The following is a 25750-nucleotide window of genomic DNA, read 5'->3' as shown; positions in this document are numbered from 1 at the left end:
ACCGGATCAGGATCTCAGCAGCGTCACTGCGACGCTGCGGCAGGGGTGCTGACCAGGGTTCCGATCTTCTCACCGCGCACCGCGCGGGCGATGTTCCCCTCCTGCAGGAGGTTGAACACCAAGATCGGCATGGCGTTGTCCATGCAGAGGCTGAACGCGGTCGCGTCGGCGACCTTCAGGCCGCGTTCCAGCACCTCGCGGTGGCTGACCGAGTCGAAGCGCACCGCGGTCGGGTCCGTCTTCGGGTCCGCGGTGTAGACGCCGTCCACGGCCTTCGCCATCAGCACGACCTCGCAACCGATCTCCAGCGCGCGCTGGGCGGCGGCGGTGTCGGTGGAGAAGTACGGCATCCCGGTGCCCGCACCGAAGATGACCACGCGGCCCTTCTCCATGTGCCTGCTCGCGCGGCGCGGGATGTACGGCTCGGCGACCTGGCCCATCTCGATCGCCGTCATCACCCGGGTGTCGATGTCGTGCTCGCGCTCCAGGAAATCCTGCAGCGCCAAGCAGTTCATCACCGTGCCCAGCATGCTCATGTAGTCGCCGCGGGCGCGCTCCATGCCGCGCTGCTGCAGCTCGGCGCCGCGGAAGAAGTTCCCGCCGCCGATGACCACGGCGACCTCGACCCCGCTCGCGACGACCTCGGCGATCTGCCGGGCCACCGTTCCCACCACGTCCGGATCGACGCCGACGGCGCCACCGCCGAACATCTCACCGCCCAGCTTGAGCAGCACACGCCCGTAGCCGTCTTCCGACGCGACGTCGTCGGTCACTGGGTTCCTCCCGGAGGGCCGTTGTTCCACGGTGATCGTGCAGCACCACCTGTGCTGCGCTGCGCGAACGCCCCGCCCTCCCACTGGGCGGAGGCGGGGCGTGCGGGTCGCGAACCCCGCCACCGGGATCGTCCGGTGGCGGCGACGCGGAACCGGCGCGGCGATCGGAGGACCGCCGCGCCGGGAGGGATCAGGCCTGGCCGACCTCGAACCGCGCGAAGCGGGTCAGGGTCACGCCTGCCTCGTCCAGCAGGGCCTTGACGGTCTTCTTGTTGTCCTGCACCGACGGCTGGTCGAGCAGCACGTTCTCCTTGAAGAAGCCGTTCAGGCGACCCTCGATGATCTTCGGGAGGGCCTGCTCCGGCTTGTTCTCCGCGCGCGCGGTCTCCTCGGCGATGCGGCGCTCGTTGGCCACCACGTCCGCCGGGACGTCGTCGCGGCTGAGGTAGGTGGCCTTCAGGGCCGCCACCTGCATCGCGGCGTTGCGCGCGGCGTCCTCGTCGGAGCCGGTGTACTCGACCAGCACGCCCACGGCCGGCGGGAGGTCCGCGGCGCGGCGGTGCAGGTAGGTGGTCACCTGGCCGTCGAAGACGACGACGCGGCGCAGCTCCAGCTTCTCGCCGATCTTGACGGCGAGCTCCTGCACGGCCTCACCGATGGTCTTGTCGCCCAGCGGGGCGGCCTTGACCGTCTCCAGGTCGGAGGAGTTCGCGGCCTTCGCGGCCTCGACGACCTTGTCGGCCAGCGCGATGAACTCGTCGTTCTTGGCGACGAAGTCCGTCTCGCTGTTCAGCTCGATCATCGCACCGCCCGCGGCGGCGACGAGGCCCTCGGCGGCGGAGCGCTCGGCGCGCTTGCCGATGTCCTTGGCACCCTTGATGCGCAGGACCTCCACGGCCTTGTCGAAGTCCCCGTCGGTCTCGGTGAGGGCCTTCTTGCAGTCCATCATGCCGGCGCCGGTCAGGTCACGGAGACGCTTGACGTCGGCCGCAGTGTAGTTCGCCATCGTGCGGGTCCGTCCTTTTTCGGAATGTGTGCACAGCGGAAGATCAGCGGCGGCAGCGGAGGCAGCACGTGCGTCCGCGGCCGCTCGCGACGCGAATGGGCGGCGGGTCGTGCTCGACGCCCGCCGCCGCAGGGCCCCGGCTCGCGGTGCGGCCGGGTGGCCCGATGATCGTGCCGGTCACCGCGAGGGTGACCGGCACGGTCGAGATCAGGACTGGGCGGGCTCGTCGGCCTTCGCCGCACCCTCGTCGGAGCCGGTGGTGAGCAGCTGCTGCTCCCACTCGGGCAGCGGCTCCTCGCCGGTCGGCTGGGGCTTCTCCTCGCCCTCGGCAGCGCCGTTGCCGCGGCCGCTGCGGGCCATCAGGCCGGCGGCGACACCGTCGGCGACCACGCGGGTCAGCAGCGCGGCGGAGCGGATCGCGTCGTCGTTGCCCGGGATCGGGTAGTCGACCTCGTCCGGGTCGCAGTTGGTGTCCAGGATCGCGACGACCGGGATGTTCAGCTTGCGAGCCTCACCGACGGCGATGTGCTCCTTCTTCGTGTCCACGATCCAGACGGCGCTGGGGATCTTGGACATGTCGCGGATGCCGCCGAGGGTCTTCTCCAGCTTGTCCTTCTCGCGGGTCAGCATCAAGATTTCCTTCTTGGTGCGCCCCTCGAAGCCGCCGGTCTGCTCCATCGCCTCCAGCTCCTTGAGCCGCTGGAGACGGCGGTGCACCGTCTGGAAGTTCGTGAGCATGCCGCCCAGCCAGCGCTGGTTCACGTAGGGCATGCCGACGCGCAGCGACTGCTCCGCGATCGCTTCCTGCGCCTGCTTCTTGGTGCCGACGAACAGGATCGTCCCGCCGTGCGCGACCGTCTGCTTGACGAAGTCGTACGCCGCGTCGATGTACGACAGCGTCTGCTGCAGGTCGATGATGTAGATGCCGTTGCGCTCGGTGAAGATGTAGCGCTTCATCTTCGGGTTCCAGCGCCGGGTCTGGTGCCCGAAGTGCACGCCGCTGTCGAGCAGCTGCTTCATGGTGACGACGGCCATGGCCTTGTTCGCACCTCTTGTGTCGGGCGCACCGCCGAGCGGTGCGCGGGTTTCGGTTCTCGCGGCGAGCCGGGTGGCCTGCCGCCCTGGTGCCCGTGTTCGATGCCCTCACCCTGGCCTCGACGGCCGGGACCTCGAGGGCACCGCTGCCGCACCGGACCGGCGAACCCGCTCCCCGTTCCCGGTCGTGCCGGGAGGTCGACGCCGTCGAGCGTCGCGGGAGCTGGAGTTGTCGGTTCCCGAGCCGGTCGTGCTCCGACCCGATCGGGATCCCGGTGGCGACGCGCGGACACGCGAAGTCGGATCCGTGCGCACACGAAACCGCGGTCACAGTGTACTCGACCGGCAAAGCCCCTCCGGGCGCGGTCACGAGTTGTCCACAGGTCGCCGATCCGTCCACAGATTCCCGGATCGACCCTGTCGGCGGCGGACGGCACCGGTCAGGGTTGAACCATGCTGCCGCTCCCCCGGAAACTCCGCTCCTGCCCTGGTGACCGACGTGCCGGGCGCTCCGCGCAGGCCCGTGCGCGCCACGCGGGGAGGACCTCCGCGCTCGCGCTGCTGCATGCGCTGCTCCCCGTGGCGCTCATCCCCGTGGCGCTGCTGCCGGCGGCGCTGCTGCCGGTATCGCCGCTGCCGGTATCGCTGCCGCCGGCGGTCGTGCCGGTCTCCGCGGAGGCGGCCGGTCCCGCCGCGTCCGATCCCCGGCCGCCGCCCGTCGAAGCCGCGGGCACTTCCGGAGGCGCTTCCGGGTTCCTCCTGCCGTCGCCCGGTTCCGCGGTGTCGCGGCCGTTCCAGCCGCCGACCACCGCCTACGGTCCCGGCCACCGGGGCGTGGACCTGGCCGGGGCGCCCGGGGACGTGGTGCTCGCCGCCGGGCCCGGCGTGGTGCGCTTCGCCGGTGTCGTCGCGGGCCGGCCGCTGGTGTCGGTCGAGCACGCCGGTGGGTTGCGCACCACCTACGAACCGGTCCGGGCCCTGGTCGAGCCCGGCGGGCGGGTCGAGGCGGGCACGCCGCTCGGCCTGCTGGAGCCGGGGCATCCCGGTTGTGCGGCACCGGCCTGCCTGCACTGGGGTGCTCTCCGCGGCGGGCGCTACCTGGACCCGCTGCTGCTGCTCGGCGGCGGCGAGGTCCGGTTGCTGCCGTGGTCCGGCGAGCCCCGCCCGGCCGCCGAGCTCACCCCTGCGGTTCGGTGAGCTTGCTGCGCAGCCGCAGGACCGCGCGGGTGTGCAGCTGGCAGACCCGGGACTCGGTGACTCCGAGGACCTTGCCGATCTCGGCGAGGGTCAGGTTCTCGAAGTAGTAGAGCGTGACCACGACCCGGTCGCGGTCGCTGAGCCGCTCCACCGCCTCCGCGAGCTGCCTGCGGCTGTCCCGGTCGACCAGGGCGGCCACCGGGTCTTCGGCACGGTCGTCGGGCAGCGTCTCGGCCAGTGAAGCGGTGCCGCCCCAGCCGACGCTGATCAGGTCGTCGAGCGCGACGACGCTGGTCATCTGCAGCTGCGCGAACAGCTCGTGCAGCTCGTCGGCGGAGACGTCGAGCTCGTCGGCCAGCTCCACGTCGGTGGCGTGCCGCTGCAGCTTCGCTTCGAGCCGCTCCAGCGCACGCTCCAGGTCGCGGGCGCGGCTGCGGACCGAGCGCGGCACCCAGTCCTGCGCGCGCAGGTCGTCCAGGATGGCGCCCCGGATCCGCTGCATCGCGTAAGTCTCGAACTTCAGGCCGCGTTCCGGCTCGAACTTCTCGATCGCGTCGACCAGGCCGAATATCCCGGACTGCACCAGGTCGGAGACCTCGACGTGCGAGGGCAGCCCGGTGCCGACCCGGCCCGCGACGTACTTGACCAGCGGCGCGTAGTGCAGCACCAGGCGGTCCCGCAGGCCCTGGTCGCGGTGTTCGCCGAAGGCCTGCCACAGCGCGACGATGCCCGCTTCGACCTCGTCGGCGCTGCGCTGGTCGTCCGGCACCAGGTACGGCAGGCGTGCGGACACCGGCGGCTTCGCCGCGTCAGCCTCCTGGTCGCCCCTGGATCGGGTGGCGCGCTCCGGCTGCGACGCGGCCCGCTCGGAAGCGGCCGCGCCCTCGGACTGCCGGCTGCCGTTGACCTTCGCGCCGTTGGTCGCGGAGCCCGTGCCACGGCCGTTTCGGCTGCGCTGCGCGGTCGGCTCGCCGGGGAGATTCGTCCTCGACGACGTCGATCTCGATGTCGCTTCCGTGGCCACGGTGCGGGCACCGCCCCCGGCGTCGTCAGGAACGGGGGTGGGTTCGGTCATGAATCGCCTTCAGCCGGTCGACGGTCACGTGGGTGTAAAGCTGGGTCGTTGCGAGCGTAGCGTGACCAAGCAACTCCTGAACGCTACGTAGGTCTGCTCCTCCTTCGAGCAGATGGGTCGCAGCCGAATGACGCAGCCCGTGCGGACCGAGGTCGGCCGCGCCGGGCACGGACCGCACGGCGTCGTGCACGACCCGGCGGGCCATGCGCTGGTCCAACCTCCCGCCGCGGGCGCCGAGGAAGACCGCGGGCCCGGACCGGTCGGTGCACAGCGCGGGCCGTCCCGCCGACAGCCACCGTTCCAGTGCCGCATCGGCTGGTACGCCGAACGGCACGGCTCGTTCCCGCCTGCCCTTGCCCAGCACCCGCAGCAGCCTGCGCTCGCGATCGAGGTCATCGAGATCGAGACCGCACAGCTCCGCGACCCTGACGCCACTCGCGTACAGGAGTTCCAGCAGTGCGTGGTCGCGCAGCGCGACCGGGTCGCCCTGCTCGGCACCGGCCGCCGAGGCCGCCATCGCCGAATCGGCCTGGTCGGCGCGCAGCACCGCGGGCAGCGAGCGGTGCTTGCCCGGGGCGGCCAGCCGCGGCCCCGGGTCCGCGGCCAGCAGGCCGGTGCGGTGCGCCCAAGCGGTGAAGGTCCGCACGGACGCCGCCCGGCGGGCCAGCGTCGCCCGGCTGCTGCCCTGGGCGTGCTGCCCGGCGAGCCAGGACCGCAGCGCGGGCAGGGTCACCGCGTCCAGGCCCGCGCCGGGGCCGGCGTGCGCGGTGACGCCGGCCAGCAGCGAGGTCACGTCTCCGAGGTAGGCCCGCACGGTGTGCTCCGAAAGACCGCGCTCGGCGGCGAGATGCCGCTGGAACCGGTCCACGGCATCGCCCAGCTCGGCGGGCAACGCCGCCCGAGCCGCCCGCAGGTCGGTTCTCGCGGTCGTGCCGGACCGTGTGCGTTCCATAACGCAAACGCTCGCTTCTGGACGGGGTCCGGTCAAGGGGGCCACGCCGTGAACACGCTCCCATCGGCGCCGCGCGCGGATCGCGGACCGTTCATCCGCCGGTCGCGATCCAGCCGCCCTCCTTCCGCTCGACCAGCCCGGCCAGTTCCAGTTCCGGCAGCAGTGCGCGCACCGTGCGCAGCGGCAATCCGCACTCGCGCGCCAGCCTGCCGGCATCGGCGCCGATGCAAGCAAGAACCGCATCGTGCAGTCGCCGTGCGCGCGGCTCCAGCGCATCGGTGGGACGCGCCACGGCCACCGGGTCGACCGGTGGCGCCGAGCCGAGCGGATTGATCATTTCGAGCACCTGGGCCGCGGAGGTCACCAGCACCGCCTTGCCCGCGCGGACCATGTCGTGGCACCCCACCGAGCTCGCGGAGGTCACCGGCCCCGGCACCGCCATCAGCGGAAGCCCCAGCGCATCGGTGGTGTTGGCGGTGTTGCCCGCCCCGCTGCGCGCCCCCGCCTCCACGACGACGGTGCCGTGCCCGCTCGCGGCGATCAGCCGGTTGCGCACCAGGAACCGGTGCCGTCGGGGTGTCGTGCCCGGCGCGTACTCGGTGGCCACCAGTCCCTGCTCGGCGATCGTCCGCAACAGCCGTCCGTGCCCGGCCGGGTAGTCGACGTCGATGCCGCACGCCAGGAAGGCGACGGTGGTGCCGCCCGCCGCCAGCGCGCCGCGGTGCGCCGCGCCGTCGATCCCGTAGGCCGCGCCGGAGACCACGGCGACCCCGGACGAGGCGAGGCCGTGCCCGAGCTCCGCCGCCAAGTGCTCGCCGTAGCCGGTGGCCGCCCGCGCCCCGACCACGGCCACCGAGGACGCCAGCGCCGGGCCGAGTGCCGCCCGACCCCGCACCCACAGGGCCAGCGGCGCGGCCAAGCCCGGAATCCCGATCTCGGCCGCTCCGGTCAGCAGTGCGAACCGCTCCGCGGGCCAGTCCGGGTCCTCCGGGATCAGCAGCCGGGCCCCGGCGCTCCGGGTGGCCGCGAGGAGTTCGGCGCCGGAGACGTGCTCGCGGCGGGCCTCCACCTCGTCGGCCACCGCTCCGGGTGCGGCGCCGCGCCGCACCAGGTCGGCGACCTTGATCGGGCCGTGCTCGGCGACGCATCCGGCCAGCGCGGGTGCCGGTGGTTCGGCGACCGCCGCGAGGTACGCGCGCGCCGCCCGGAGCCGCTCGTCCCGCGTCGTGCCGGTCATCGGACACCTCGCTCGCCGCGGAATTCCGCCGCAGGCGCGGAATCAACGCACCGTGCTCGATCGATGTGCAACGTCCGCACCACTTGCACCGAGCCGTTCATGCCGGCCTCCGTTCCCGGAACGCCAGCGCCGCGGCCACGTGCTCGGCCTCGGGCCGCTCCCGCCCGTCCAGATCGGCCAGCGTCCACGCCACCCGCAGGCACCGATCGGCACCGCGCGCGGTGACCGCACCGGCGTCCAGGCCGCGGTCCAGCAGCGCGGTCACCTTGCCCGGCAAGCCGAATTCGCGGCGCAGCACCGGCCCCGGCACCTCTCCGTTGGTCCGCCACCCGCGCGCCGACCACCGCTCGGCGGCGACCGACCGCGCGCGCGACACCCGAGCCCGCACCTCCTCCGACGACTCCGGTGGCGCACCACCGCGCATCGTCATCGCGGTGACCGGGCGCATGTCCACCCGCAGGTCGACCCGGTCCAGCAACGGGCCGGACAACTTGCCGAAGTAGCGGCGCCGCGCCTGCGGCGCGCAGTGGCAGTCGGCGTCCCTCGCCGGGGCGCACGGGCACGGATTCGTGGCCAGCACCAGCTGGAACCGCGCCGGGTAGCGCAACGTGCCGTCCCGCCGGGACAACCGGACCTCGCCCTCCTCCAGCGCGGTGCGCAGCGCTTCGAGCCGCTGCGGCCCGAACTCGCAGGCCTCGTCCAGGAACAGCGTGCCGCGGTGCGCCCGGCTGACCGCACCCGGTCGCGCGAGCCCCGATCCACCGCCGATCAAGCCGGGCACCGACGTGGAGTGGTGCGGCGCCACGAACGGCGGGGCGGCCACCAGCGGGGCGTCGCCGACGAGCTCACCGGCGACCGAGTGGATCGCGGTGACCTCCAGCGCCTCCTGCCGGGTCAGGTCCGGCAGCAACCCGCCCAACCGCCGCGCCAGCATCGTCTTGCCGGTACCCGGCGGCCCGACCAGCAGCAGGTGGTGCCCGCCCGCGGCGGCCACCTCCAGCGCCCACCGCGCCTCCGGCTGCCCCAGCACGTCCACCAGGTCCTCCGCGGCGACGGCGGGCCCGGTGGCCGACTCCGCCGGGTGGTCCACGAGCTCCGCCTGCCCGCGCAGCCAGCGGACGACCTCGGCGAGGTCGTGCGCGCCCAGCACCTCCAGCCCGTCCACCAGCTGCCCTTCGGCCAGGCCCGCCACCGGCACGACGGCCCGCCGCACCCCTTCCCGCCGGGCCGCCAGCAGCGCGGGCAGCAGCCCGCGCACCGATCGGAGCCTGCCGTCCAGCGCCAGTTCGCCGAACAGCACCGTGCCCTCGAGCAGCTGCGGCGGGACCTGCTCGGCGCCCGCCAGCACCGCGCAGGCCAGCGCCAGGTCGTACGAGGTCCCGGCCTTCGGCAGCGCGGCCGGCGAGAGCGCCAGCGTCACGCAGCTCTGCGGCCAGTCCTCCCGGGAGTTCTGCACGGCGGCGCGCACCCGGTTCTTCGCTTCCTGCAGGGCCGTGTCCGGCAGTCCGAGCAGCTGCACGTTCGGCAGCCCGCCCCGGCGCACGTCCGCTTCGATCTCGACCAGCCGACCGTCCACGCCGAACAGCGCGACGGCCCAGGTCCGCCGCAGCGCCATTCAGAACACCCCCGGCAGGTGGTCGAGGGTGATCGGCCCCTTCGGCGGCCACAGGATGGAGATGACGTCGAACCGCACCCGGCAGCCGACCAGCCGCCGCTCCGCGAGCCACGCCCTGGCCAGTTCCCGCAGCCGCCTGATCTTGTTCGGCCCGATCGCGTTCAGCGGCGCCCCGTAGTCGATGCCGGAGCGGGTCTTGACCTCGCAGAACACCACGAGGTCCCCGTCGGTTCCGATGATGTCGAGCTCGCCGTGCGCGGTCCGCCAATTCCGCGCGAGCACCGCAACGCCGAGTTCTTCCAGGTGCCGGGCCGCGAGCCGTTCACCGGCGCGGCCCAGCGCGTGCGTTCCTCCTTCGGAGAAGTCGGAGAGTTCGCCGCGCAACGGCCGGTGGTCGAGCGTGCGCACCGCCATGATGTCCTCCCGGGCTCGGAATGGGCCCGGAGCTGATCGCCGGGCTCCATTCCACAGTGCCCAGGCCGAACCGGGCCCACCAGACCCGATTGGGAAATCTGTGGATGGATCGAAGCCCTGTGGACAACTCCATCGAAAACGATCTATCGCGCACCATTCGTGAAATGCCGAACGGGTGACCACCCGCAGGTGATCACCCGTTCAGCCGACATCGAATCCGGCGACATAGCCCCGACGGCATCGGATCCGGAGACATCGGATCCGGAGGCGCCCGTCCCGCGCGCCCCGCCGCCCGCCGGCGCTCAGCTCCCGCCGAACGGACCGTTCTCCGGCAACCGGAGGTCGGGCTTGTCCAGCTCCTCCACGTTCACGTCCTTGAACGTGATCACCCGGACGTTCTTCACGAACCGGGCGGGCCGGTACATGTCCCACACCCACGCATCCGACATGGACACCTCGAAGTAGACCTCGGAATCGGAGTTCCGGACCTGCACGTCCACCGCGTTGGCCAGGTAGAAGCGCCGTTCGGTCTCCACGACATAGGTGAACTGCCCGACGATGTCGCGGTACTCCTTGTAGAGCTGAAGCTCCATCTCGGTCTCGTACTTTTCGAGATCCTCGGCGCTCATCGCAGTGCGAGCCCTTCCCCGTCGTTCGTCCTAGGTTCTCCCATTGTCCACCACTTCCCCCTCAGAAGCATCGAACAGACCGGGTTTGCTGGTGATCGCGCGCGGCGAACGCATCCCGTGCAACCGCGCGGCCGCCACCACGTTCGAGTAGGACCAGCGGTGCTCCGGGCTCGGACCGTGCGCGCGCATGCTCGCGGTGTGGTCGGCCGTGCAGTAGCCCTTGTGCCCGGCGAAGCCGTACCGCGGCCACCGCTCGTGCAGGTCGCGCATGATGTGGTCCCTGGTGACCTTCGCCAGCACCGAGGCCGCCGCCACGCAGGCGGCGACCAGGTCGCCCTTGAGCACCGCGACGCTCGGGGCCCCCAGCCCCTGCACCTTGAAGCCGTCGGTGAGCACGTACCCGGGGTGCACCGGCAGGCGCGCCACCGCGCGCCGCATGCCTTCCAGGTTGGCGACGTGGATGCCGAGCGCGTCCACGTCCTCCGCTTCGATGACCACCGTCGAGAACGCGTCGGCCCGACGCACGATCACCTCGTGGAGGCGCTCCCGCTCGGCCTCGGTCAACACCTTCGAATCGGTGAGCCCCTCGAACTTCCGGGCGTCCCCCGGTCGAAGGACGCAGGACGCGACCACCAGCGGACCCGCGCAGGCACCGCGCCCCGCCTCGTCGACACCGGCGACCGGACCCAACCCGCTGCGATCCAGGGCGCTCTGCAACGCCCAGTTCCCGCTGCTGCGGCGGATCACCGGACGCGGCGGGCGCCAACCCGCCCCGGCCGACGCGAGCCGTGCACCCACCGTCAGTGCCGCTCCTGGCGGCGCTGCCGGATGGCGGCGGTGAACTTGCGACCGGTCCACAGCACGGGGAAGGCCGCGGCGAAGCCGATGCCCACGGGGAGCCCGGTCTGCCACGCGGGCGCGCCGAGCGCGTCGGCCTGCGGGTCGTCCTCCCGGACGCTCTGCCAGCGCTGCGGCGGCAGCACGATGAACTGCGCCTTGCCGATCACGTGGTCCACCGGCACCGCGCCGTTGACGCCGCCCCCGCCCTGGAAGCGGGAGTCGTTCGAGTCGTTGCGGTTGTCGCCCTGCACCCACAGGTAGCCCGGCGGAACGGTGACCGGCCCGAAGTCGGGCTGCGTGTCGCCGCGAGCGGGCTCCCAGTAGATGTAGGGCTCGTGCAGCGGCTTCCCGTCGACGATCATGCGGTTCTGGTCGTCGCAGCACTCGACGGTCTGCCCGCCGGTGGCCATGACCCGCTTGACGAAGTCCTTCTCGTCGGGCGAACCGAACCCGATCAGCGACATGGCTCCCTGCATGAAGCCGGCCACCGGGTTCGAGGGCTCCTCGACGGTGAAGTCGTTCTTCGACCAGGTGTCGGGGCCGCGGAACACGACCACGTCGCCGGGGCCGGGGTCGGTGAACCGGTAGGAGATCTTGTCGACCAGCACCCGGTCGTTCTGGCAGCCGTCGCAGCCGTGCAGCGTCTGCTCCATCGACTGGGAGGGGATCACGTAGACCCGGGCCAGGAACGCCTGGATGAGGATCGTGAGCACCAGCGCGGTGACGATCAGGATCGGCAGCTCCCGCCAGAACGATCCCTTCCGCTCGCGCGAGCGGCCGCCCCGCGAGCGGCGACCGCCCTCATCGGCATGTTCGGCAGCCGCGCCTTCGCGAGGCTCTTCTTCTGGTCCGTTAGAGCGCATGACGTCGGCCACGCGGTCAGGCTACTGGAACCGCGGAGCACCCCGGCGGAGTCCCCCTGCCCGCCGACGCGGGCGCTCGCGGCGCGCTTCCCGCCCATGACGTGCGCGTTCGTCCGCTCCGGGCTGCCGGGTCGGGATCACCGCGGCGAGATCGGGAGTGTGGAGTGCCACGCGCCGCCGCGGCGTTCACCTGATCGTGGATCATGCGATTCGCCTGCAGGGCAACAAAAAGGACGACCCGGGTGCGCGGGGCACCCGGGTCGTCCGAAGAATCGCCCGTCGTCGCGGGCGGTCCGCATCAGGAAGCGGCGATCGGCTCCCGCTTCTCCTTGATCTTGGCGGCCTTGCCGCGCAGCTCGCGCAGGTAGTACAGCTTCGCGCGGCGGACCTGGCCGCGGGTGGCGACCTCGATCTTGGAGATGTTGGGGGTGTGCACCGGGAAGGTGCGCTCCACGCCGACACCGAAGGAGATCTTGCGGACGGTGAAGGTCTCGCGGACGCCCGCGCCCTGGCGGCGGATCACGACGCCCTGGAAGACCTGGTTCCGCTCGCGCGAACCCTCGATGACGCGGACGTAGACCTTCAGCGTGTCGCCAGGCCGGAAGGCCGGAATGTCGGAACGCAGCGACTGGGCGTCCAGAGCGTCCAGGGTGTTCATCGGTGGTCCGTCCTCATCCGTGTCGTAGGCACCCGTGCATTCGCGGATCGTGGCCCGGACTTAACCGCGGCCGCCGCCTGACACGGGGTTGGCTTGCGATGTGCGCGCCGAGACGGAACCCGGCTGCGGCAACCCGTCAAGTGTGCCAGACGCGCAGGCAGGCGCCGCAACCGACCCCGCGGAACGGCACCCGCACGCCTGGGCCCGGTCAGTCCGAGGCGTCCCCGGAGTCGTCGGCGCGCAAGGCGTCCAGCCGCGCGCGGTCCTTCTTGTCCAGCGCCTCGGCGGGCAACCGTTCCAGCAGGTCGGGTCGCCGGTGGTAGGTCCGGTCCAGCGCCTGGTCACGGCGCCAGCGGGCGATGGCGGCGTGGTTCCCGGAGCGCAGCACGTCCGGCACCGGCCGGTCCCGCCACACCTCGGGCCGGGTGTAGCTGGGGCCTTCCAGCAGGCCGTCGGAGAACGAGTCCTGCTCGGCCGAGGCCGGATTGCCCAGCACGCCGGGGAGCAGCCGGGCCACCGCCTCGACCATCGTCAGGGTGGCGACCTCGCCGCCGACCAGCACGTAGTCGCCGATGGAGACCTCTTCGACCGGCATCCGCGATGCCGCCTCGTCGACCACCCGCTCGTCGATGCCCTCGTAGCGGCCGCAGGCGAACACCAGCCACGGTTCCGCGGACCAGCGGACGGCGGTGCGCTGGGTGAACGGCCGGCCGGCCGGGGTGGGCACGATCAGCCGGGGCAGCTGCGGACCGGGACCGCACACCTCGTCGAGGGCTTCGCCCCACACGTCGGGCTTCATCACCATGCCCGGGCCGCCCCCGTACGGGCTGTCGTCCACCGCGCGGTGGACGTCGTGCGTCCAGTCGCGCAGGTCGTGCACGCCGACGGAGATCTTCTCCCGCTCGATGGCCTTGCCCAGCAGCGCGGCGCGCAGCGGAGCCAGGTATTCGGGGAAGATCGTGACGACGTCGATGCGCAACGGGTGGCCCTTCGAGCGGGAAGTTCCGGCGCGGGGCCGGGAGAGCAACGTGCCGGAGGGGCGACGGATCAGTCGTCGCCGAGCAGGCCCTCGGGCGGGTCGATGACGACACGCCCGGCCTCGAGGTCGATCTCGGGCACGATCTCGGTGACGAACGGGACGAGCCGTTCCACGTCGTCAGCGGTGCGCACCGAGAGCAGTTCGCCGCCGGGCGTGTGCAGCACTTCGCGCACCACGCCGACCTCGTCACCGGTCGTCAGCACCACCCGCAGACCTTCCAGCTGGTGGTCGTGGAACTCGTCCGGGTCGTCGGTCGGCGCGAGTTCGTCGGTGCGCACGGTCAGCGTGACGCCGCGCAGCTGCTCGGCCGCGTCCATGTCGTCCACCGACTCGAAGCGCACCAGCAGCCGCCCGGCGTGGGGCCGGGCGGCTGTCACGGTGAGCGTGTCCGATCCGGGCTTGCCGCGCCGCTGGACGCCGAGCACCGCGCCCGGCGCGAACCGCAGTTCGGGGCTGTCGGTGCGCACGTCGACGACGACTTCGCCGCGCACGCCGTGCGTCTTCGCGACTCTGCCCACGGCCAGTGCCGGACCGGTCATGCCGTCCTCATCGATCGGTGTCGACCACGTCGACCCGGATGCCGCGCCCGCCGATCCCGGAGATCACGGTGCGCAGCGAGGTCGCCGTGCGGCCACCGCGGCCGATGACCTTGCCCAGGTCGTCCGGGTTCACGTGGACTTCCAGGGTGCGGCCCCGCCGGGTGGTGAGGAGTTGGACGCGGACATCGTCGGGGTTGTCGACGATGCCGCGCACCAGGTGTTCGAGCGCGTCCGCGAGGACCGTCACGCCTGGCCGTCCTCGGACTTCTGCTCCTCAGCGGCCTCGGCCTCGGCCTTCTTGCCGCCCTTCTTCTTGGGCGTGGTGGCCTCGGCGACGGTGTCCTCACCGGCGGCGGCGAGAGCGGCGGCGAACAGCTCTTCCTTGCTCGGCTTCGGCTCGGCGACCTTCAGGGTGCCCTCGGCGCCCGGCAGGCCCTTGTGCTTCTGCCAGTCACCGGTGACCTCGAGGATGGCCTGCACCGGCTCGGTCGGCTGCGCGCCGACGCTCAGCCAGTGCTGCGCGCGCTCGGAGTCGACGATGATGCGGCTCGGGTTGTCCATCGGGTGGTACTGACCGATGGTCTCGATCGCCCGGCCGTTGCGGCGGGTGCGCGAGTCGGCGACGACGATGCGGTAGTGCGGCTCCCGGATCTTACCGATACGGGCCAGCTTGATCTTCACAGCCACGGGTGCTGGTGCTCCTCAGACTCTCGTTCGTGCTCGGGCGAGCGAACCAAGCCGTGTGGGGAAATACGGAGTGGATGGCTCATACGTCGATGGCCGCGGACGGTGAGAGGGACCGACTCGCAGCGAACAGGCGCTTATTCTGCCAGATGCCCCGCCCCGCCCCGCAGCAGGTCCCTCCCAGCACCCGCATCACGCCTGCGCAGCGGCCGGTGCCCGCCTCCCGTCAGCGGCGAAGCAACTGAGCAGCGGGCAGCGTCCGTCTCCTGCCAGCGAGGAAACCGCTGAGGTTCCGCCACCCACCGCTTCGCACCAGCAGCGGAGCGAAGTCACGTCGGTGTGATCACGCCGAGGGAGATGAGCAGGAGTCCCAGCGCAGGCAGGAAGTTGTTCACCTGGTGGGCGACCACGCTCGCGGTGAGCCTGCCGGTGCGCATCCGGGCGATCCCGATCGGGATCGCGATGATCAGCAGCAGCCAGGTGCGCTCCGGCTCCAGGTGCCCGATGGCGAACACGGCGGTGCTGAGCACGAACGCGCTGATCCGGCTCCACCGCAACCGCTCCATGGCGCCCCACAGCAGCCCGCGGTACAGCACCTCCTCGCACACCGGGGCGATCAGCCACACGTGCAGGAAGATCAGCACTGCCAGCGACGGCGACAGCTCCACCCCGTCGAGCAGGGTGCTGACCGCGGAGGTGGCGTTCTCCGGCCCCACCCACCTGATCCAGATCGTCGAGGCGATGGTGGTGCTGAGCAGCCCGACCAGTCCGATGCCGAAGCCCGCCTTGACGTCCTCCCACCGCCAGTACAACCCGAAGTCCAGCCGCGGACCGTTGCCGCGCAGCAGGGTGATCGCCACCGCTACGGCGGCCGACACCAGCGTCGGGAGCATCAGCATGCACACCAGCGCCGCCGAGAACCACTCGCTCTGCCGCGGGTCCCCGAACAGCGCCATCAGCATCGCCGATGCGATGAGGAACACCGCCTCGGCCAGGAAGAACGCGCCGAAGCCCCATCTGTGGTCGCGCGCGGCGGGCGGGGTGGGGACTTCGGTCGCGGTCCCGGTTCCCCCGTCCTGGGCGGAAACGCCTTCAGCTGGCTCGGGCTGCGGTACCTGCACGGGCGCCTCCGTCTCGAACGAGCGGCGTTCCGGGGCGTGCCCGGTATCCCCGCCGCTCGACCACGGGTGTTCCCAGCACGCCGAATGTCCGGCGGAAACGCCAGATTACCTTCGTCTTTCACCACCCCACATCCGCTTTCGGACGTGGTGGACCGTCGATCAGGTGACGACGGCGCCCCGCAGCACGATGCGGCGGGGATGGCGCAGCGCGCCGAGGTCCGCGCGCGGATCGGTGTCGTAGCAGACCAGGTCGGCGACCGCGCCGTGCTCCAGTCCACCGTGGCCGAGCCACGCGCGGGCGGCCCAGGACGCCGCGCCCAGCGCCTGCTCCGCGGACATGCCGACGCGGTGCAGTGCGCGGATCTCGTCGACGAGCACGCCGTGCTCGATGCCGCCGCCCGCGTCGGTGCCCGCGTACACCGGGACGCCCGCCTCGACCGCCTTGGCGACGGTGGCGTCGCCGCGGTCGTAGAGGGCGGTCATGTGGCTCGCGTAGTCCGGGTACTTGGTGGCCGCCGCGGCGAACGACGGGAAGTTCTCGATGTTCACCAGCGTCGGCACCAGCGCGGTGCCGTGCCGGGCCATCAGCTCGACGGTGTCGTCGGTGAGGCCGGTGCCGTGCTCGATGCAGTCGATGCCCGCGGCGAGCAGCCCGGGCAGCGCGTCCTCGCCGAACACGTGCGCGGTGACGCGGGCGCCGTGCTCGTGGGCGACGGCGATCGCCTCGGCCAGCACGTCCGCGCTCCACAGCGGAGTGAGATCGCCCGCGGCGCGGTCGATCCAGTCGCCGACGAGCTTCACCCAGCCGTCGCCGTAGGCGGCCTGCTCGGCGACGGCAGCGGGCAGCTGGGACTCGTGCTCCAGCTGGTCGGCGAGGTACGGGATGTAGCGCTTCGGCTTCGCCAGGTGCCTGCCCGCGCGGATGATGCGCGGCAGGTCGGCGCGCTCCTGCAACGGCCGGGTGTCGATCGGCGCGCCGCAGTCGCGGATGAGCAGGGTGCCCGCGTCCCGGTCGGTCTCGGCCTGCTGCGCGGCGACCTCCAGGTCGACCGGGCCGTTCGGGCCGATGCCGACGTGGCAGTGCGCGTCGACGAGCCCGGGCAGCAGGTAGCCGCCGTCGAACACGGTGGTCGCGCCGGGCAGCGGCGCGCGGCTGATCAGGCCGTCGCCGATCCAGAGCTCACCGGCTTCGCCCTCGGGCAGCAGCACGCCGCGCAGGTGCAGCGGCGCGCTCATTTCTTCTTCTTGCCGCCGAAGTTCAGCTTGGAGGGGTCGAACCCGGGCGGGAGCTCGTTGAGCCCGCCCTGCAACTGGGAGGTGTCCGGGGCGGCACCGGGCGCTCCACCACCGGGCATCCCGCCGGGGAACCCGCCCGGCGGCAGGCCGGGGAATCCGCCGGGCATGCCGCGCATGCCCTTCGGCGGGGTCGGCCCCTTGGCCTTGCCCTTGCGGTTCTTGCCCTTGCCCTTCTTGCCCTTCTTGCCGCCCCCGCCGCCGCCGAAGCCGCCGAACTGGCCGGCCATCTGCTGCATCATCTTGCGGGCTTCGAAGAAGCGGTTCACCAGGTCGTTGATGTCGCTGACGCTGACGCCGGAGCCCTTGGCGATGCGCTGCCGCCGCGAGGCGTTGATGATCTTCGGGTCGGTGCGCTCGGCGGGCGTCATGCCGTGGATGATCGCCTGCACCCGGTCCAGGTGCTTCTCGTCGAAGTTGGCGAGCTGGTCCTTCATCTGGTTCGCACCCGGCAGCATGCCCAGCAGGTTCTGCAGCGGACCCATCCGGCGGACCGCCTGCATCTGCTCGAGGAAGTCCTCGAGGGTGAGCTGCCCGGAGCCGAGCTTCTGCGCGGCCTGCTCGGCCTGGTCGGCGTCGAACGCCTGCTCGGCCTGCTCGATGAGGGTGAGCATGTCGCCCATGCCGAGGATGCGGCTCGCCATCCGGTCGGGGTGGAAGACGTCGAAGTCCTCCAGCTTCTCCCCGTTGGAGGCGAACATGATCGGCTGGCCGGTCACGTGCCGCACCGACAGCGCGGCACCACCGCGGGCGTCGCCGTCGAGCTTGGTGAGCACCACGCCCGAGAAGCCGACACCGTCCCGGAAGGCCTCCGCGGTCGACACCGCGTCCTGGCCGATCATCGCGTCGACCACGAACAGGACCTCGTCCGGCTGGACGGCGTCCCGGATGTCCGCGGCCTGGCGCATCATCTCCTCGTCCACGCCGAGGCGGCCCGCGGTGTCGACGATGACCACGTCGTGCTGCGCGCGCTTCGCCTCGTCGAGGCTGCGCCGGGCCACGTCCACCGGGTCACCGGTGCCGTTGCCCGGTTCCGGCGCGAACACCGGAATGCCCGCGCGCTCGCCGACGACCTGGAGCTGGGTGACCGCGTTGGGGCGCTGCAGGTCGCAGGCCACCAGCATCGGGGTGTGTCCCTGGCCGGAGAGCCACTTGGCGAGCTTCCCGGACAGGGTGGTCTTGCCGGAGCCCTGCAGACCGGCGAGCAGGATCACCGTGGGCGGGTTCTTCGCGTGCTCCAGCCTGCGGGTCTCGCCGCCGAGGATGCCGACGAGCTCCTCGTTGACGATCTTGACGACCTGCTGGGCGGGGTTGAGCGCGCCGGAGACCTCGGCACCCTTCGCGCGATCCTTGACACCCGAGATGAACGCGCGCACCACCGGCAGCGCCACGTCCGCTTCCAGCAGGGCGATGCGGATCTCGCGCGCCGTGGCGTCGATGTCGGCGTCCGAGAGCCGGCCCTTGCCGCGCAGGTTCTGCAGAACCGAGGTGAGCCGGTCGCTAAGGGTGTCGAACACGGGTTCTCGCCGCTCCTGAGTCGAATGATGTACCTGAGTACCTGGTCGAGGGTAACCGCACCCGGAATCGCCGGAGGCGACCGCCGGGCAGGTGCCCGCGTCCGAGCGGCGGGCGCGGGGCGGACGAGCGGGCGGCGCGGCCTCCACCGGGAGACCGCGCCGCCCTCGTCATCAGGTGCGGTCGCGGCTGGGGCGCTTGCCGTAGCCGCCGCCGGGACGGCCGCCCTGCTGCGGGGCGCGCGGGCCGCCCTTGCGGTGCGGGCGCGGCTTGTCCCGGCTCGGACGCGGACCGCGCCGCGCCAGGACCTCGCCGTCGGCGCGGGTGATCCGCAGGCCGCGCCCGGCGACCTGGGTCTTGCTGAGCTTGCGCAGCATGTCCTCGGGCAGGTTCGCGGGCAGCTCGATGAGCGTGTGCTCGGCCCGGATGTCGATGTGCCCGATGTGCTTGCTGTGCAGGCCGCCCTCGTTGGCCAGCGCGCCGACCAGGGCGCTCGGCGTGACGCGGTTGCGGCGGCCGACCTCGACCCGGTAGGTGTCGGTGTCGGTCCCGGCCGGCTCGTAGCCGCCTTCGCGGTGCCTGCGGTTGTCCTGCGGCTCCGGCTCCAGCAGCAGCGGGCGGTCGCCCTGCACCATGCCGGCCAGCGCGGCGGCGATCTCCGCGGCGGGCACGTCGTGGGTGCGCTCGTACTCCTGCACGAGGTTGTGGAACAGCTCCAGGCCGCCCTTCTCCAGGGTGTCGGTGATCCCCTGGGCGAAGCGGGCGAGGCGCTGGTCGTTCACGTCGTTCACGCTCGGCAGGTCCATCTGCTCGATGGACTGCCGGGTGGCCTTCTCGATGGAGCGCAGCATGTGCCGCTCGCGCGGGGAGACGAACAGGATCGCCTCGCCGCTGCGCCCGGCGCGGCCGGTGCGGCCGATGCGGTGCACGTACGACTCGCTGTCGTGCGGGATGTCGTAGTTCAGCACGTGCGAGATGCGCTCCACGTCGAGCCCGCGGGCCGCGACGTCGGTGGCCACCAGGATGTCGATGCGGCCTTCGCGCAGGTGCCCGATGGTGCGCTCGCGCTGCGCCTGCGGCACGTCACCGTTGATCGCGGCGGCGTTGAAGCCGCGCGCCTTGAGCTTCTCGGCGAGCTCTTCGGTGATCTGCTTGGTGCGGGCGAACACGATCATCGCGTCGAAGGTCTGCACTTCGAGGATGCGGGTCAGCGCGTCCAGCTTGTACGGGCCGCGCACCGGCACGTACTTCTGGGTGATGTTGGTGGCCGTGGAGGTCTTGGTCTTGACCGAGATCTCCACCGGCTCGCGCAGGTAAGACTGGCTGATCTTGCGGATCGCGCCGGGCATAGTCGCGGAGAACAGCGCGACCTGCCGCTGCGCGGGCACCGACTGCAGGATGCGCTCGACGTCCTCGATGAAGCCCATCCGCAGCATCTCGTCGGCCTCGTCGAGCACCAGGTGCTTGAGGTTGCGCAGGTTCAGCGACCCCTTGTCCAGGTGGTCGATGAGCCGGCCCGGGGTGCCGACGACGACGTGCGCGCCGCGCTTGAGCCCGGCCAGCTGCGGGCCGTAGCTCTGGCCGCCGTAGATCGGCAGCACGTTGAAGCCCGGCAGGTGCTTGGCGTAGCGCTGGAACGCCTCGGCGACCTGGATGGCCAGCTCGCGGGTCGGGGCGAGCACCAGGGCCTGCGGGCCGGGCGCGTCCAGGTCGAGGTTGGTGAGGATCGGCAGCGCGAACGCGGCCGTCTTGCCGGTGCCGGTCTGGGCCAGGCCCATCACGTCGCGGCCTTCCAGCAGCGGCGGGATGGTCTGCTCCTGGATCGGCGACGGCGTCTCGTAGCCGAGCTCGACGAGGACCTTGCGGACCAGCGGGTCCAGCGCGAGCGCGTCGAAACCGGACGGCCCGGACGGCTCGGTGCTCTCCTCGGCGGGGGCCTGCTCGACCGGAGCCTGCTCGGCGGCGGGCTGCTCGGCGGCGGGCTGCTCGGTGGCGGCCGGGGCCTGCTCGGCGAGCGCGGATTCGACGGACTCGACCGCGGCGGTGACCGCCTGCTCGCCGTTCAGGTCGGCGGCGGGCAGCTCGGAGCTCGCGTCGCCGGTCAGAAGCCCACCGGAAACTGCTTGATCGATTTGGGGCATGGGTGTAGCGGATCTCCTCGGTAGTGGTCGCCAGGGCTGAACCGGAATGCGTCACGGCCCTGCACCGACGTCCACTGCACGCGGCGATCGCAACAGTCAGGTCCGAACACAGCTCCGCCGTCGCCGTCTCCAAGGGCGGGCGATGCTGTTCGCGCATGTCAAGCCGCGCACACCTGGCACGCACACGCACTGTTGCCAGTCACTCGCAGCTCGCTGTCTCAGCCAGACGCGGCGGAATCTGCCCCCGCGTCGTCGTCCAGGGTAGCGATCAACCGTTCGGCCGGGCGAACCCACCCGTGCTATCGGGACGAATCTCACCTCGTCGCCAGGTCAGCGGGGGCCGAGCAGCCGCAGGCCGCCGGTCACGTCCGCTCGTGTGAAGAGGTGCACTTCCTGCCAGCCGAACGGTGCCCGCCCGGACAGCAGCGCCCGGTGCATCCGGCGCGCGCGGTGCACGTGCAGCTGGAACGAGTGGCCCCGGATGAGCCTGCCGCGGGCGTGCTGCCCGGCCAGCGCCTCCTCCGGTCCGGCGTGCAGCCACACCAGGATCCGGCGCCGCCCGGTGAGCAGCGCGAACATCACCAGCATCAGCCGCGTGGTGGACCGGGTGGAGGGCTCGTGGGCGACGACGCGGCCGCGGGAGCGCAGGCAGCACCAGGCGATGCGCGCGCGGTGCAGCGCGTGCACCAGCGGCCGGTACCAGCGGTACGGGACGGCGGCGGGCAGCAGCGCGCGGAGCCGGGCCCGGACCTGCTCGGAGTCCAGCACCACCGTGCCCGGTGGCGCGACCAGCTTGTGCAGCACGGTGCTCTTGCCCGCGCCGGGCAGTCCGGCCAGGACGACGAGCGCGCGGCGAGGGGCGCGCAGGGCGGGGGCTGGGCCGCCGTCCACGGCGGACTCGTCCGAAATGTCCACGACGTCCCCAGGTTACGCGAAGCGGATCTTGCGGCGGGCGCGCGGGCGGACGCGGGAATCCGGGGTGGCCCTACCCCTCGTGCGGGCCACCCCGGATTCCCCTTTCCCCCAGCCCCCTCTTACCCCAACCCCCACGGGATCCCGCTCCTCCCGGCCCCCACCGGCTCCCGGGATCCCTCCCTTTTCCTCCTCAAGTGCGCCGAGTCCCCCGACCCGGCCCACGTCCCCCATCTCCGCGCACCGGCCCTCCGGCGCGGTTCCCCCGGTGTTCCGGCTCCCCCAGAGCCGTGCCCGGCCACGTTCCGCCCGTTCCCGTCCGACCCCCAGGTGCGGGCGGGTCTCGCGGCTCGGCCTCGGCACGCGCTGAAGTCTGCCGCGACCGGGGACCCGGCAAGACCGTGAGAGCCCGCGGTGCCGCTGAGTAGAGCTACGCAATCCCATCGGCGGCGCACGACGCACGAAGCCGGGCGTGGACCGCGTGGTCCACGCCCGGCTGCAGGACGGTGCTCGCCCGGTGTCAGATCGCCGCCACCCCGGTCTCCCCGGTCCGGACCCGCACCACGGAGTCCACGGCGGTGACCCACACCTTGCCGTCACCGACCTTGCCGGTGCGGGCGGCGCGCACGATCCCGTCGACGACCTCGTCCACCGTCGTGTCGTCCACGACGACCTCGACCCGGACCTTCTCCACGAAGTCCACCGCGTACTCGGCGCCGCGGTACACCTCGGTGTGGCCCTGCTGCCTGCCGTAGCCCTGGACGTCGCTGACGGTCATGCCGAGCACGCCCAGCTTCCCCAGCTCGTCCTTGAGCGCGTCCAGCCTGCTGGGCTGGACGATCGCGGTCACCAGCTTCATGCGTTGCTGCCCTCCAACTCGCGGTCGGCACCGTCGGTGCGCACGGCCGGGCGGCGCGCGGAACGGCCGTCGCCGAAGTGGTACGCCGATTCGGCGTGCTCCGTCTCGTCGACGCCCTCCGCCTCGTCCTCCGGGCTCAGCCGGAAACCGACGGTGGCCTTGACGATCCAGGCCAGCAGCAGGCTCAGCGCGAACGAGTAGGCGAACACCACCACGGCGCCCACCGCCTGCCGCCACAGCTGGTCGAACCCGCCGCCGTAGAGCAGCCCGCTCACCCCGGCCGGCGCCGAATCGGAGGCGAAGAACCCGACCAGCAGGGTGCCGACGAGCCCGCCGACCAGGTGCACGCCGACCACGTCGAGGGAATCGTCGAAGCCGAACCGGTACTTCAGGCTCAGCGCCAGCGCGCACACCGCACCGGTGATCCCGCCGACCGCGATCGCGCCCACCGGTGTCACCGACGAGCAGGCCGGGGTGATCGCCACCAGACCGGCGATGATGCCGGACGCCGCGCCGAGCGTGGTGGCGTGGCCGTCGCGCAGCCGCTCGACCAGCAGCCAGGCCAGCATCGCCGCGCACGTCGCCACCAGCGTGTTCACCAGCACCACCGCGGCCGAGTTGTCCGCGGCCAGCGCGGAACCGGCGTTGAACCCGAACCAGCCGAACCAGAGCAGCCCGGCGCCGAGCACCACGAACGGCAGGCTGTGCGGCTTCCCGGTGCCCTTCGGCCAGCCCGCCCGCTTGCCGAGCACCAGCGCCAGGGCCAGCGCGGCCGCACCGGCGTTGATGTGCACCGCGGTACCGCCCGCGAAGTCGATGGCGGCGAGCCGGTTCGCGATCCAGCCACCGACCGCGGTCACGTTCCCCGCCTCGTCGGTCTCGTCGAACGCGAACACCCAGTGCGCCACCGGGAAGTACACGACGGTCGCCCACAGCGCCGCGAACAGCAGCCACGGGCCGAAGCGGGCCCGGTCGGCGATGGCGCCGGAGATCAGCGCGACCGTCAGGATCGCGAACATGGCCTGGAAACCGGCGAACGCCAGCGTCGGGATCGTCCCGGACAGCTGGTCCTCGCCGAGCAGCCCGCTCAGCCCGAAGAACTGCACCGGGTCACCCAGCAGCCCGAGGCCGCCGAGGTCCCCGCCGAACGCGGCCGAGTACCCGAACAGCACCCACAGCACGCCCACGACGCCCATCGCGCCGAGACTCATCATGATCATGTTGAGCACGCCGCGGGCGCGCACCATGCCGCCGTAGAAGAAAGCCAGCCCTGGTGTCATGAGCAGCACCAGCGCGGCGCTGATCAGCACCCATGCGGTATCGCCTGAATTCACGTCGCCTCCCCGTGCGAACCGGTTGGGCGCATCCTGGGGAATGCCTGTTTCAGGCGATCCGTCCGCTCGTTTCCCCGTCGTGAACTGTCCGCGTCCTCGTGTTACGGCGGCGTTCCCCGGTCACCGGCAGGTCACGCGCGGACTGCGGTCGGCGACACCCAGGGGCGCCCCGCTCGGTCCACGACCCGATCGACGGACTCGCGCTCGTCCGCGGCGGCCGCGCGGGTCGTCGTCCCGGACTCGATCGGTCCGTGTTCTCCGGGGCCGGGCGTGATCGAAAACCCGGGAGGCGGCAGTGGTCCGCGACGAGCGTTCCCCGGCGGCGCACCTGCTCCGCGCGCCGTCGGTTTCCGCGGCGTTCGCCGGGTGGCGCGGGTCAGCCGAGGAGGGCGTCGACGAAGGCGGCGGGTTCGAAGGGGGCCAGGTCGTCCGGGCCCTCGCCGAGGCCGACGAGCTTGACCGGGACGCCCAGCTCGCGCTGCACCTGGAACACGATGCCGCCCTTCGCGGTGCCGTCCAGCTTGGTGAGCACGATGCCCGTCACGTCCACGACCTCGGAGAACACCCGGGCCTGCACCAGCCCGTTCTGCCCGGTGGTGGCGTCCAGCACCAGCAGCACCTCGTCCACCTGGGCGCGCTTCTCGACCACCCGCTTGACCTTGCCGAGCTCGTCCATCAGCCCGGTCTTGGTGTGCAGCCGGCCCGCGGTGTCGATCAGCACCGCGTCCACGCCGCTGTCGGTGGCGCGGGAGACCGATTCGAACGCGACGCTCGCCGGGTCCTGGCCCTCGTTGCCGCGCACCACTTCGGCGCCGACCCGCTCGCCCCAGGTGGCGAGCTGCTCGACGGCGGCCGCGCGGAACGTGTCGGCGGCGCCCAGCAGCACCTGGTGCCCGTCGGCGACCAGCACCCGCGCCAGCTTGCCGGTGGTGGTGGTCTTGCCGGTGCCGTTGACGCCGACGACCAGCAGCACCGCAGGCTTGCCGCCGTCGGCCGGGTCGCCGTGCGGCAGGGCGCGCACCGAGCGCTGTGCGTCGGTGCTCAGCGCGTCGATGAGGACTTCGCGCAGCAGCGCCCGCGCCTCGTCGGGGGTGCGGACGCCGCGCGAGGCGATCTCGGTGCGCAGCCGCTCCACGATCTCGGTCGTGGTGGCCGCGCCCAGGTCGGCCAGCAGCAGCGTGTCCTCGACCTCTTCCCAGGAGTCCTCGTCCAGGTCGCCCGCGCCGAGCAGGCCCAGCAGCCCCTGGCCGAACGTGGAACGGGACCGGGACAGCCTGCCGCGCAACCGCTCCAGTCGGCCCGCGGTCGGTTCGATCTCCTCGACCTCGGTGACCGGTTCGGCGGCGGGCGCCGGTTCCGGCGGGGTCTCGACCCGGTCCTGGTCGGGCACGCGGGTCGCGGTGCCGGTCGAGTCGTCGCCGGGGATCTCGTCGGCGACGACCGCGCCGCCGCCGGAGCCGTCCTGGACGCGTTCGACGTCGGTCTCGGTCGAACCGGTATCGGTGTCGGTGTCGGATCCGGTGGTGTCGGCCGGCTGTTCGCGGGGCGTGCCGGTCTCCGCTTCGACTTCACCCTCCGCAGGCAGCGGCACGTCCACGATGCCGCGGCGCGCGCTGTCCCTCGGCTCGGCGGCGTCGTCACCGACCCCGGGCTGCCCCTCGGTCTCCGGGCGCTCCCGGACCGGGTGCTCCGGCTGCTCCGCCTCCGCGGGCGGCGCGGTCGCCGCACCGCTGGAGAAGCTGAAACCACCACCCGCCTGGTAGCCACCGCCCTGCACCGCCGGGCGCTCCGCCTCCTGCTCCCGCAGGCTGATGCGGCGCCTGCGCGCCAGCACGATGCCGGCGACCACGGCCAGCACGAGCAGCACGGCGACGACAACGGCGATCAGGATCAGGTTCGAGGTGGACACGGCGCCCATCCTCGCACCCGCCCGGAGCAGCAGCGGGACAACCCCAAGGTGGGCGATTCACCAACAATGGCGGAAAGGCGCTTGCATCCCCCAGCTCGGTGCAATACACC

At 72.2% G+C, this 25750-nt stretch carries 25 protein-coding genes; 1 reads left to right on the top strand and 24 read right to left on the bottom strand.

The annotated features are described in order from the left end of the window. Positions 1-23 precede the first annotated feature (23 nt). The 3 genes from pyrH to rpsB all read right to left on the bottom strand — a co-directional run bounded on the left by pyrH (position 24) and on the right by rpsB (position 2814). Positions 24-773 (bottom strand): UMP kinase, encoded by a 750-nt coding sequence (gene pyrH / locus ABZ805_RS14720; protein WP_358439578.1) that lies wholly within the window; start codon positions 771-773, stop codon positions 24-26. A gap of 190 nt (positions 774-963) precedes the next feature. Then, positions 964-1779: a translation elongation factor Ts gene (gene tsf / locus ABZ805_RS14715; protein ID WP_358439575.1), complete on the bottom strand. Its 816-nt coding sequence runs from the start codon at positions 1777-1779 to the stop codon at positions 964-966. A gap of 207 nt (positions 1780-1986) precedes the next feature. Next, positions 1987-2814 carry a 30S ribosomal protein S2 gene (gene rpsB / locus ABZ805_RS14710; RefSeq protein ID WP_358439572.1) on the bottom strand — a complete coding sequence of 276 codons (828 nt, stop codon included), beginning with the start codon at positions 2812-2814 and terminating at the stop codon, positions 1987-1989. A gap of 579 nt (positions 2815-3393) precedes the next feature. Here rpsB and ABZ805_RS14705 point away from each other — a divergent pair. Further along, the gene (locus ABZ805_RS14705; RefSeq protein WP_358439570.1) at positions 3394-4011 is read left to right on the top strand and encodes a M23 family metallopeptidase; all 618 of its coding nucleotides are present in this window, start codon (positions 3394-3396) and stop codon (positions 4009-4011) included. On the opposite strand, the gene whiG is transcribed toward ABZ805_RS14705, so the two are convergent. The 21 genes from whiG to ftsY all read right to left on the bottom strand — a co-directional run bounded on the left by whiG (position 3992) and on the right by ftsY (position 25649). Next, a complete protein-coding gene (whiG, locus tag ABZ805_RS14700) occupies positions 3992-5086 on the bottom strand; it encodes an RNA polymerase sigma factor WhiG (RefSeq protein WP_358439567.1) in 1095 nt (364 codons plus the stop codon). The genes ABZ805_RS14705 and whiG overlap by 20 nt on opposite strands. Further along, the gene (locus ABZ805_RS14695) at positions 5061-6038 is read right to left on the bottom strand and encodes a tyrosine recombinase XerC (protein ID WP_358439565.1); all 978 of its coding nucleotides are present in this window, start codon (positions 6036-6038) and stop codon (positions 5061-5063) included. The genes whiG and ABZ805_RS14695 overlap by 26 nt, the downstream gene beginning before the upstream one ends. 91 nt (positions 6039-6129) lie before the next feature. Further along, the gene (locus tag ABZ805_RS14690; RefSeq protein ID WP_358439563.1) at positions 6130-7275 is read right to left on the bottom strand and encodes a DNA-processing protein DprA; all 1146 of its coding nucleotides are present in this window, start codon (positions 7273-7275) and stop codon (positions 6130-6132) included. 97 nt (positions 7276-7372) lie between these two features. After that, positions 7373-8890 (bottom strand): YifB family Mg chelatase-like AAA ATPase, encoded by a 1518-nt coding sequence (locus tag ABZ805_RS14685; RefSeq protein ID WP_358439562.1) that lies wholly within the window; start codon positions 8888-8890, stop codon positions 7373-7375. Continuing rightward, the gene (locus ABZ805_RS14680) at positions 8891-9304 is read right to left on the bottom strand and encodes a YraN family protein (RefSeq protein ID WP_358439559.1); all 414 of its coding nucleotides are present in this window, start codon (positions 9302-9304) and stop codon (positions 8891-8893) included. Between the two features lie 302 nt (positions 9305-9606). After that, positions 9607-9933, bottom strand: coding sequence for a DUF2469 domain-containing protein (locus ABZ805_RS14675; protein ID WP_224959986.1), 327 nt, complete (start codon positions 9931-9933; stop codon positions 9607-9609). Between the two features lie 30 nt (positions 9934-9963). Then, positions 9964-10731, bottom strand: coding sequence for a ribonuclease HII (locus tag ABZ805_RS14670; protein WP_358439556.1), 768 nt, complete (start codon positions 10729-10731; stop codon positions 9964-9966). 2 nt (positions 10732-10733) lie between these two features. Further along, positions 10734-11648 carry a signal peptidase I gene (gene lepB, locus ABZ805_RS14665; protein ID WP_358439553.1) on the bottom strand — a complete coding sequence of 305 codons (915 nt, stop codon included), beginning with the start codon at positions 11646-11648 and terminating at the stop codon, positions 10734-10736. 286 nt (positions 11649-11934) lie between these two features. After that, entirely contained in the window at positions 11935-12294 is a 360-nt protein-coding gene (gene rplS, locus ABZ805_RS14660) for a 50S ribosomal protein L19 (RefSeq protein WP_224959983.1), read from the bottom strand. Between the two features lie 208 nt (positions 12295-12502). Next, on the bottom strand, positions 12503-13273 hold the full coding sequence (trmD, locus tag ABZ805_RS14655) for a tRNA (guanosine(37)-N1)-methyltransferase TrmD (RefSeq protein ID WP_358439550.1): 771 nt from the start codon (positions 13271-13273) through the stop codon (positions 12503-12505). 68 nt (positions 13274-13341) lie between these two features. Then, positions 13342-13872: a ribosome maturation factor RimM gene (gene rimM, locus ABZ805_RS14650; RefSeq protein ID WP_358439547.1), complete on the bottom strand. Its 531-nt coding sequence runs from the start codon at positions 13870-13872 to the stop codon at positions 13342-13344. Positions 13873-13879: 7 nt separating this feature from the next. Then, positions 13880-14119, bottom strand: a complete 240-nt coding sequence (locus tag ABZ805_RS14645) for an RNA-binding protein (RefSeq protein WP_184481725.1) — start codon at positions 14117-14119, stop codon at positions 13880-13882. Further along, on the bottom strand, positions 14116-14559 hold the full coding sequence (gene rpsP, locus ABZ805_RS14640; protein ID WP_358439543.1) for a 30S ribosomal protein S16: 444 nt from the start codon (positions 14557-14559) through the stop codon (positions 14116-14118). The genes ABZ805_RS14645 and rpsP overlap by 4 nt, the downstream gene beginning before the upstream one ends. 326 nt (positions 14560-14885) lie before the next feature. Further along, positions 14886-15677, bottom strand: coding sequence for a type II CAAX endopeptidase family protein (locus tag ABZ805_RS14635; RefSeq protein ID WP_358439540.1), 792 nt, complete (start codon positions 15675-15677; stop codon positions 14886-14888). Positions 15678-15836: 159 nt separating this feature from the next. Then, entirely contained in the window at positions 15837-16913 is a 1077-nt protein-coding gene (locus ABZ805_RS14630; RefSeq protein ID WP_358439537.1) for an amidohydrolase family protein, read from the bottom strand. Then, positions 16910-18487, bottom strand: coding sequence for a signal recognition particle protein (ffh, locus tag ABZ805_RS14625; protein ID WP_358439533.1), 1578 nt, complete (start codon positions 18485-18487; stop codon positions 16910-16912). The genes ABZ805_RS14630 and ffh overlap by 4 nt, the downstream gene beginning before the upstream one ends. A 171-nt stretch (positions 18488-18658) precedes the next feature. Next, positions 18659-20626, bottom strand: coding sequence for a DEAD/DEAH box helicase (locus ABZ805_RS14620; RefSeq protein WP_358439530.1), 1968 nt, complete (start codon positions 20624-20626; stop codon positions 18659-18661). 330 nt (positions 20627-20956) lie between these two features. Beyond that, positions 20957-21541: an AAA family ATPase gene (locus tag ABZ805_RS14615; RefSeq protein WP_358439527.1), complete on the bottom strand. Its 585-nt coding sequence runs from the start codon at positions 21539-21541 to the stop codon at positions 20957-20959. 517 nt (positions 21542-22058) lie between these two features. Then, positions 22059-22397 carry a P-II family nitrogen regulator gene (locus ABZ805_RS14610; RefSeq protein ID WP_358439525.1) on the bottom strand — a complete coding sequence of 113 codons (339 nt, stop codon included), beginning with the start codon at positions 22395-22397 and terminating at the stop codon, positions 22059-22061. After that, the gene (locus ABZ805_RS14605; RefSeq protein WP_358439522.1) at positions 22394-23731 is read right to left on the bottom strand and encodes an ammonium transporter; all 1338 of its coding nucleotides are present in this window, start codon (positions 23729-23731) and stop codon (positions 22394-22396) included. Before ABZ805_RS14605 ends, ABZ805_RS14610 begins: the two co-directional genes overlap by 4 nt. 376 nt (positions 23732-24107) lie before the next feature. After that, positions 24108-25649, bottom strand: a complete 1542-nt coding sequence (gene ftsY, locus ABZ805_RS14600; protein WP_358439519.1) for a signal recognition particle-docking protein FtsY — start codon at positions 25647-25649, stop codon at positions 24108-24110. Between the last annotated feature and the right edge of the window lie 101 nt (positions 25650-25750).

The organism is Saccharopolyspora sp. NPDC047091, from assembly GCF_040643635.1.
GTDB lineage: Bacteria > Actinomycetota > Actinomycetes > Mycobacteriales > Pseudonocardiaceae > Saccharopolyspora_C.
Note: the sequence above shows the minus strand (reverse complement) of the source record. Positions and strands in the feature narration are given on the sequence as shown.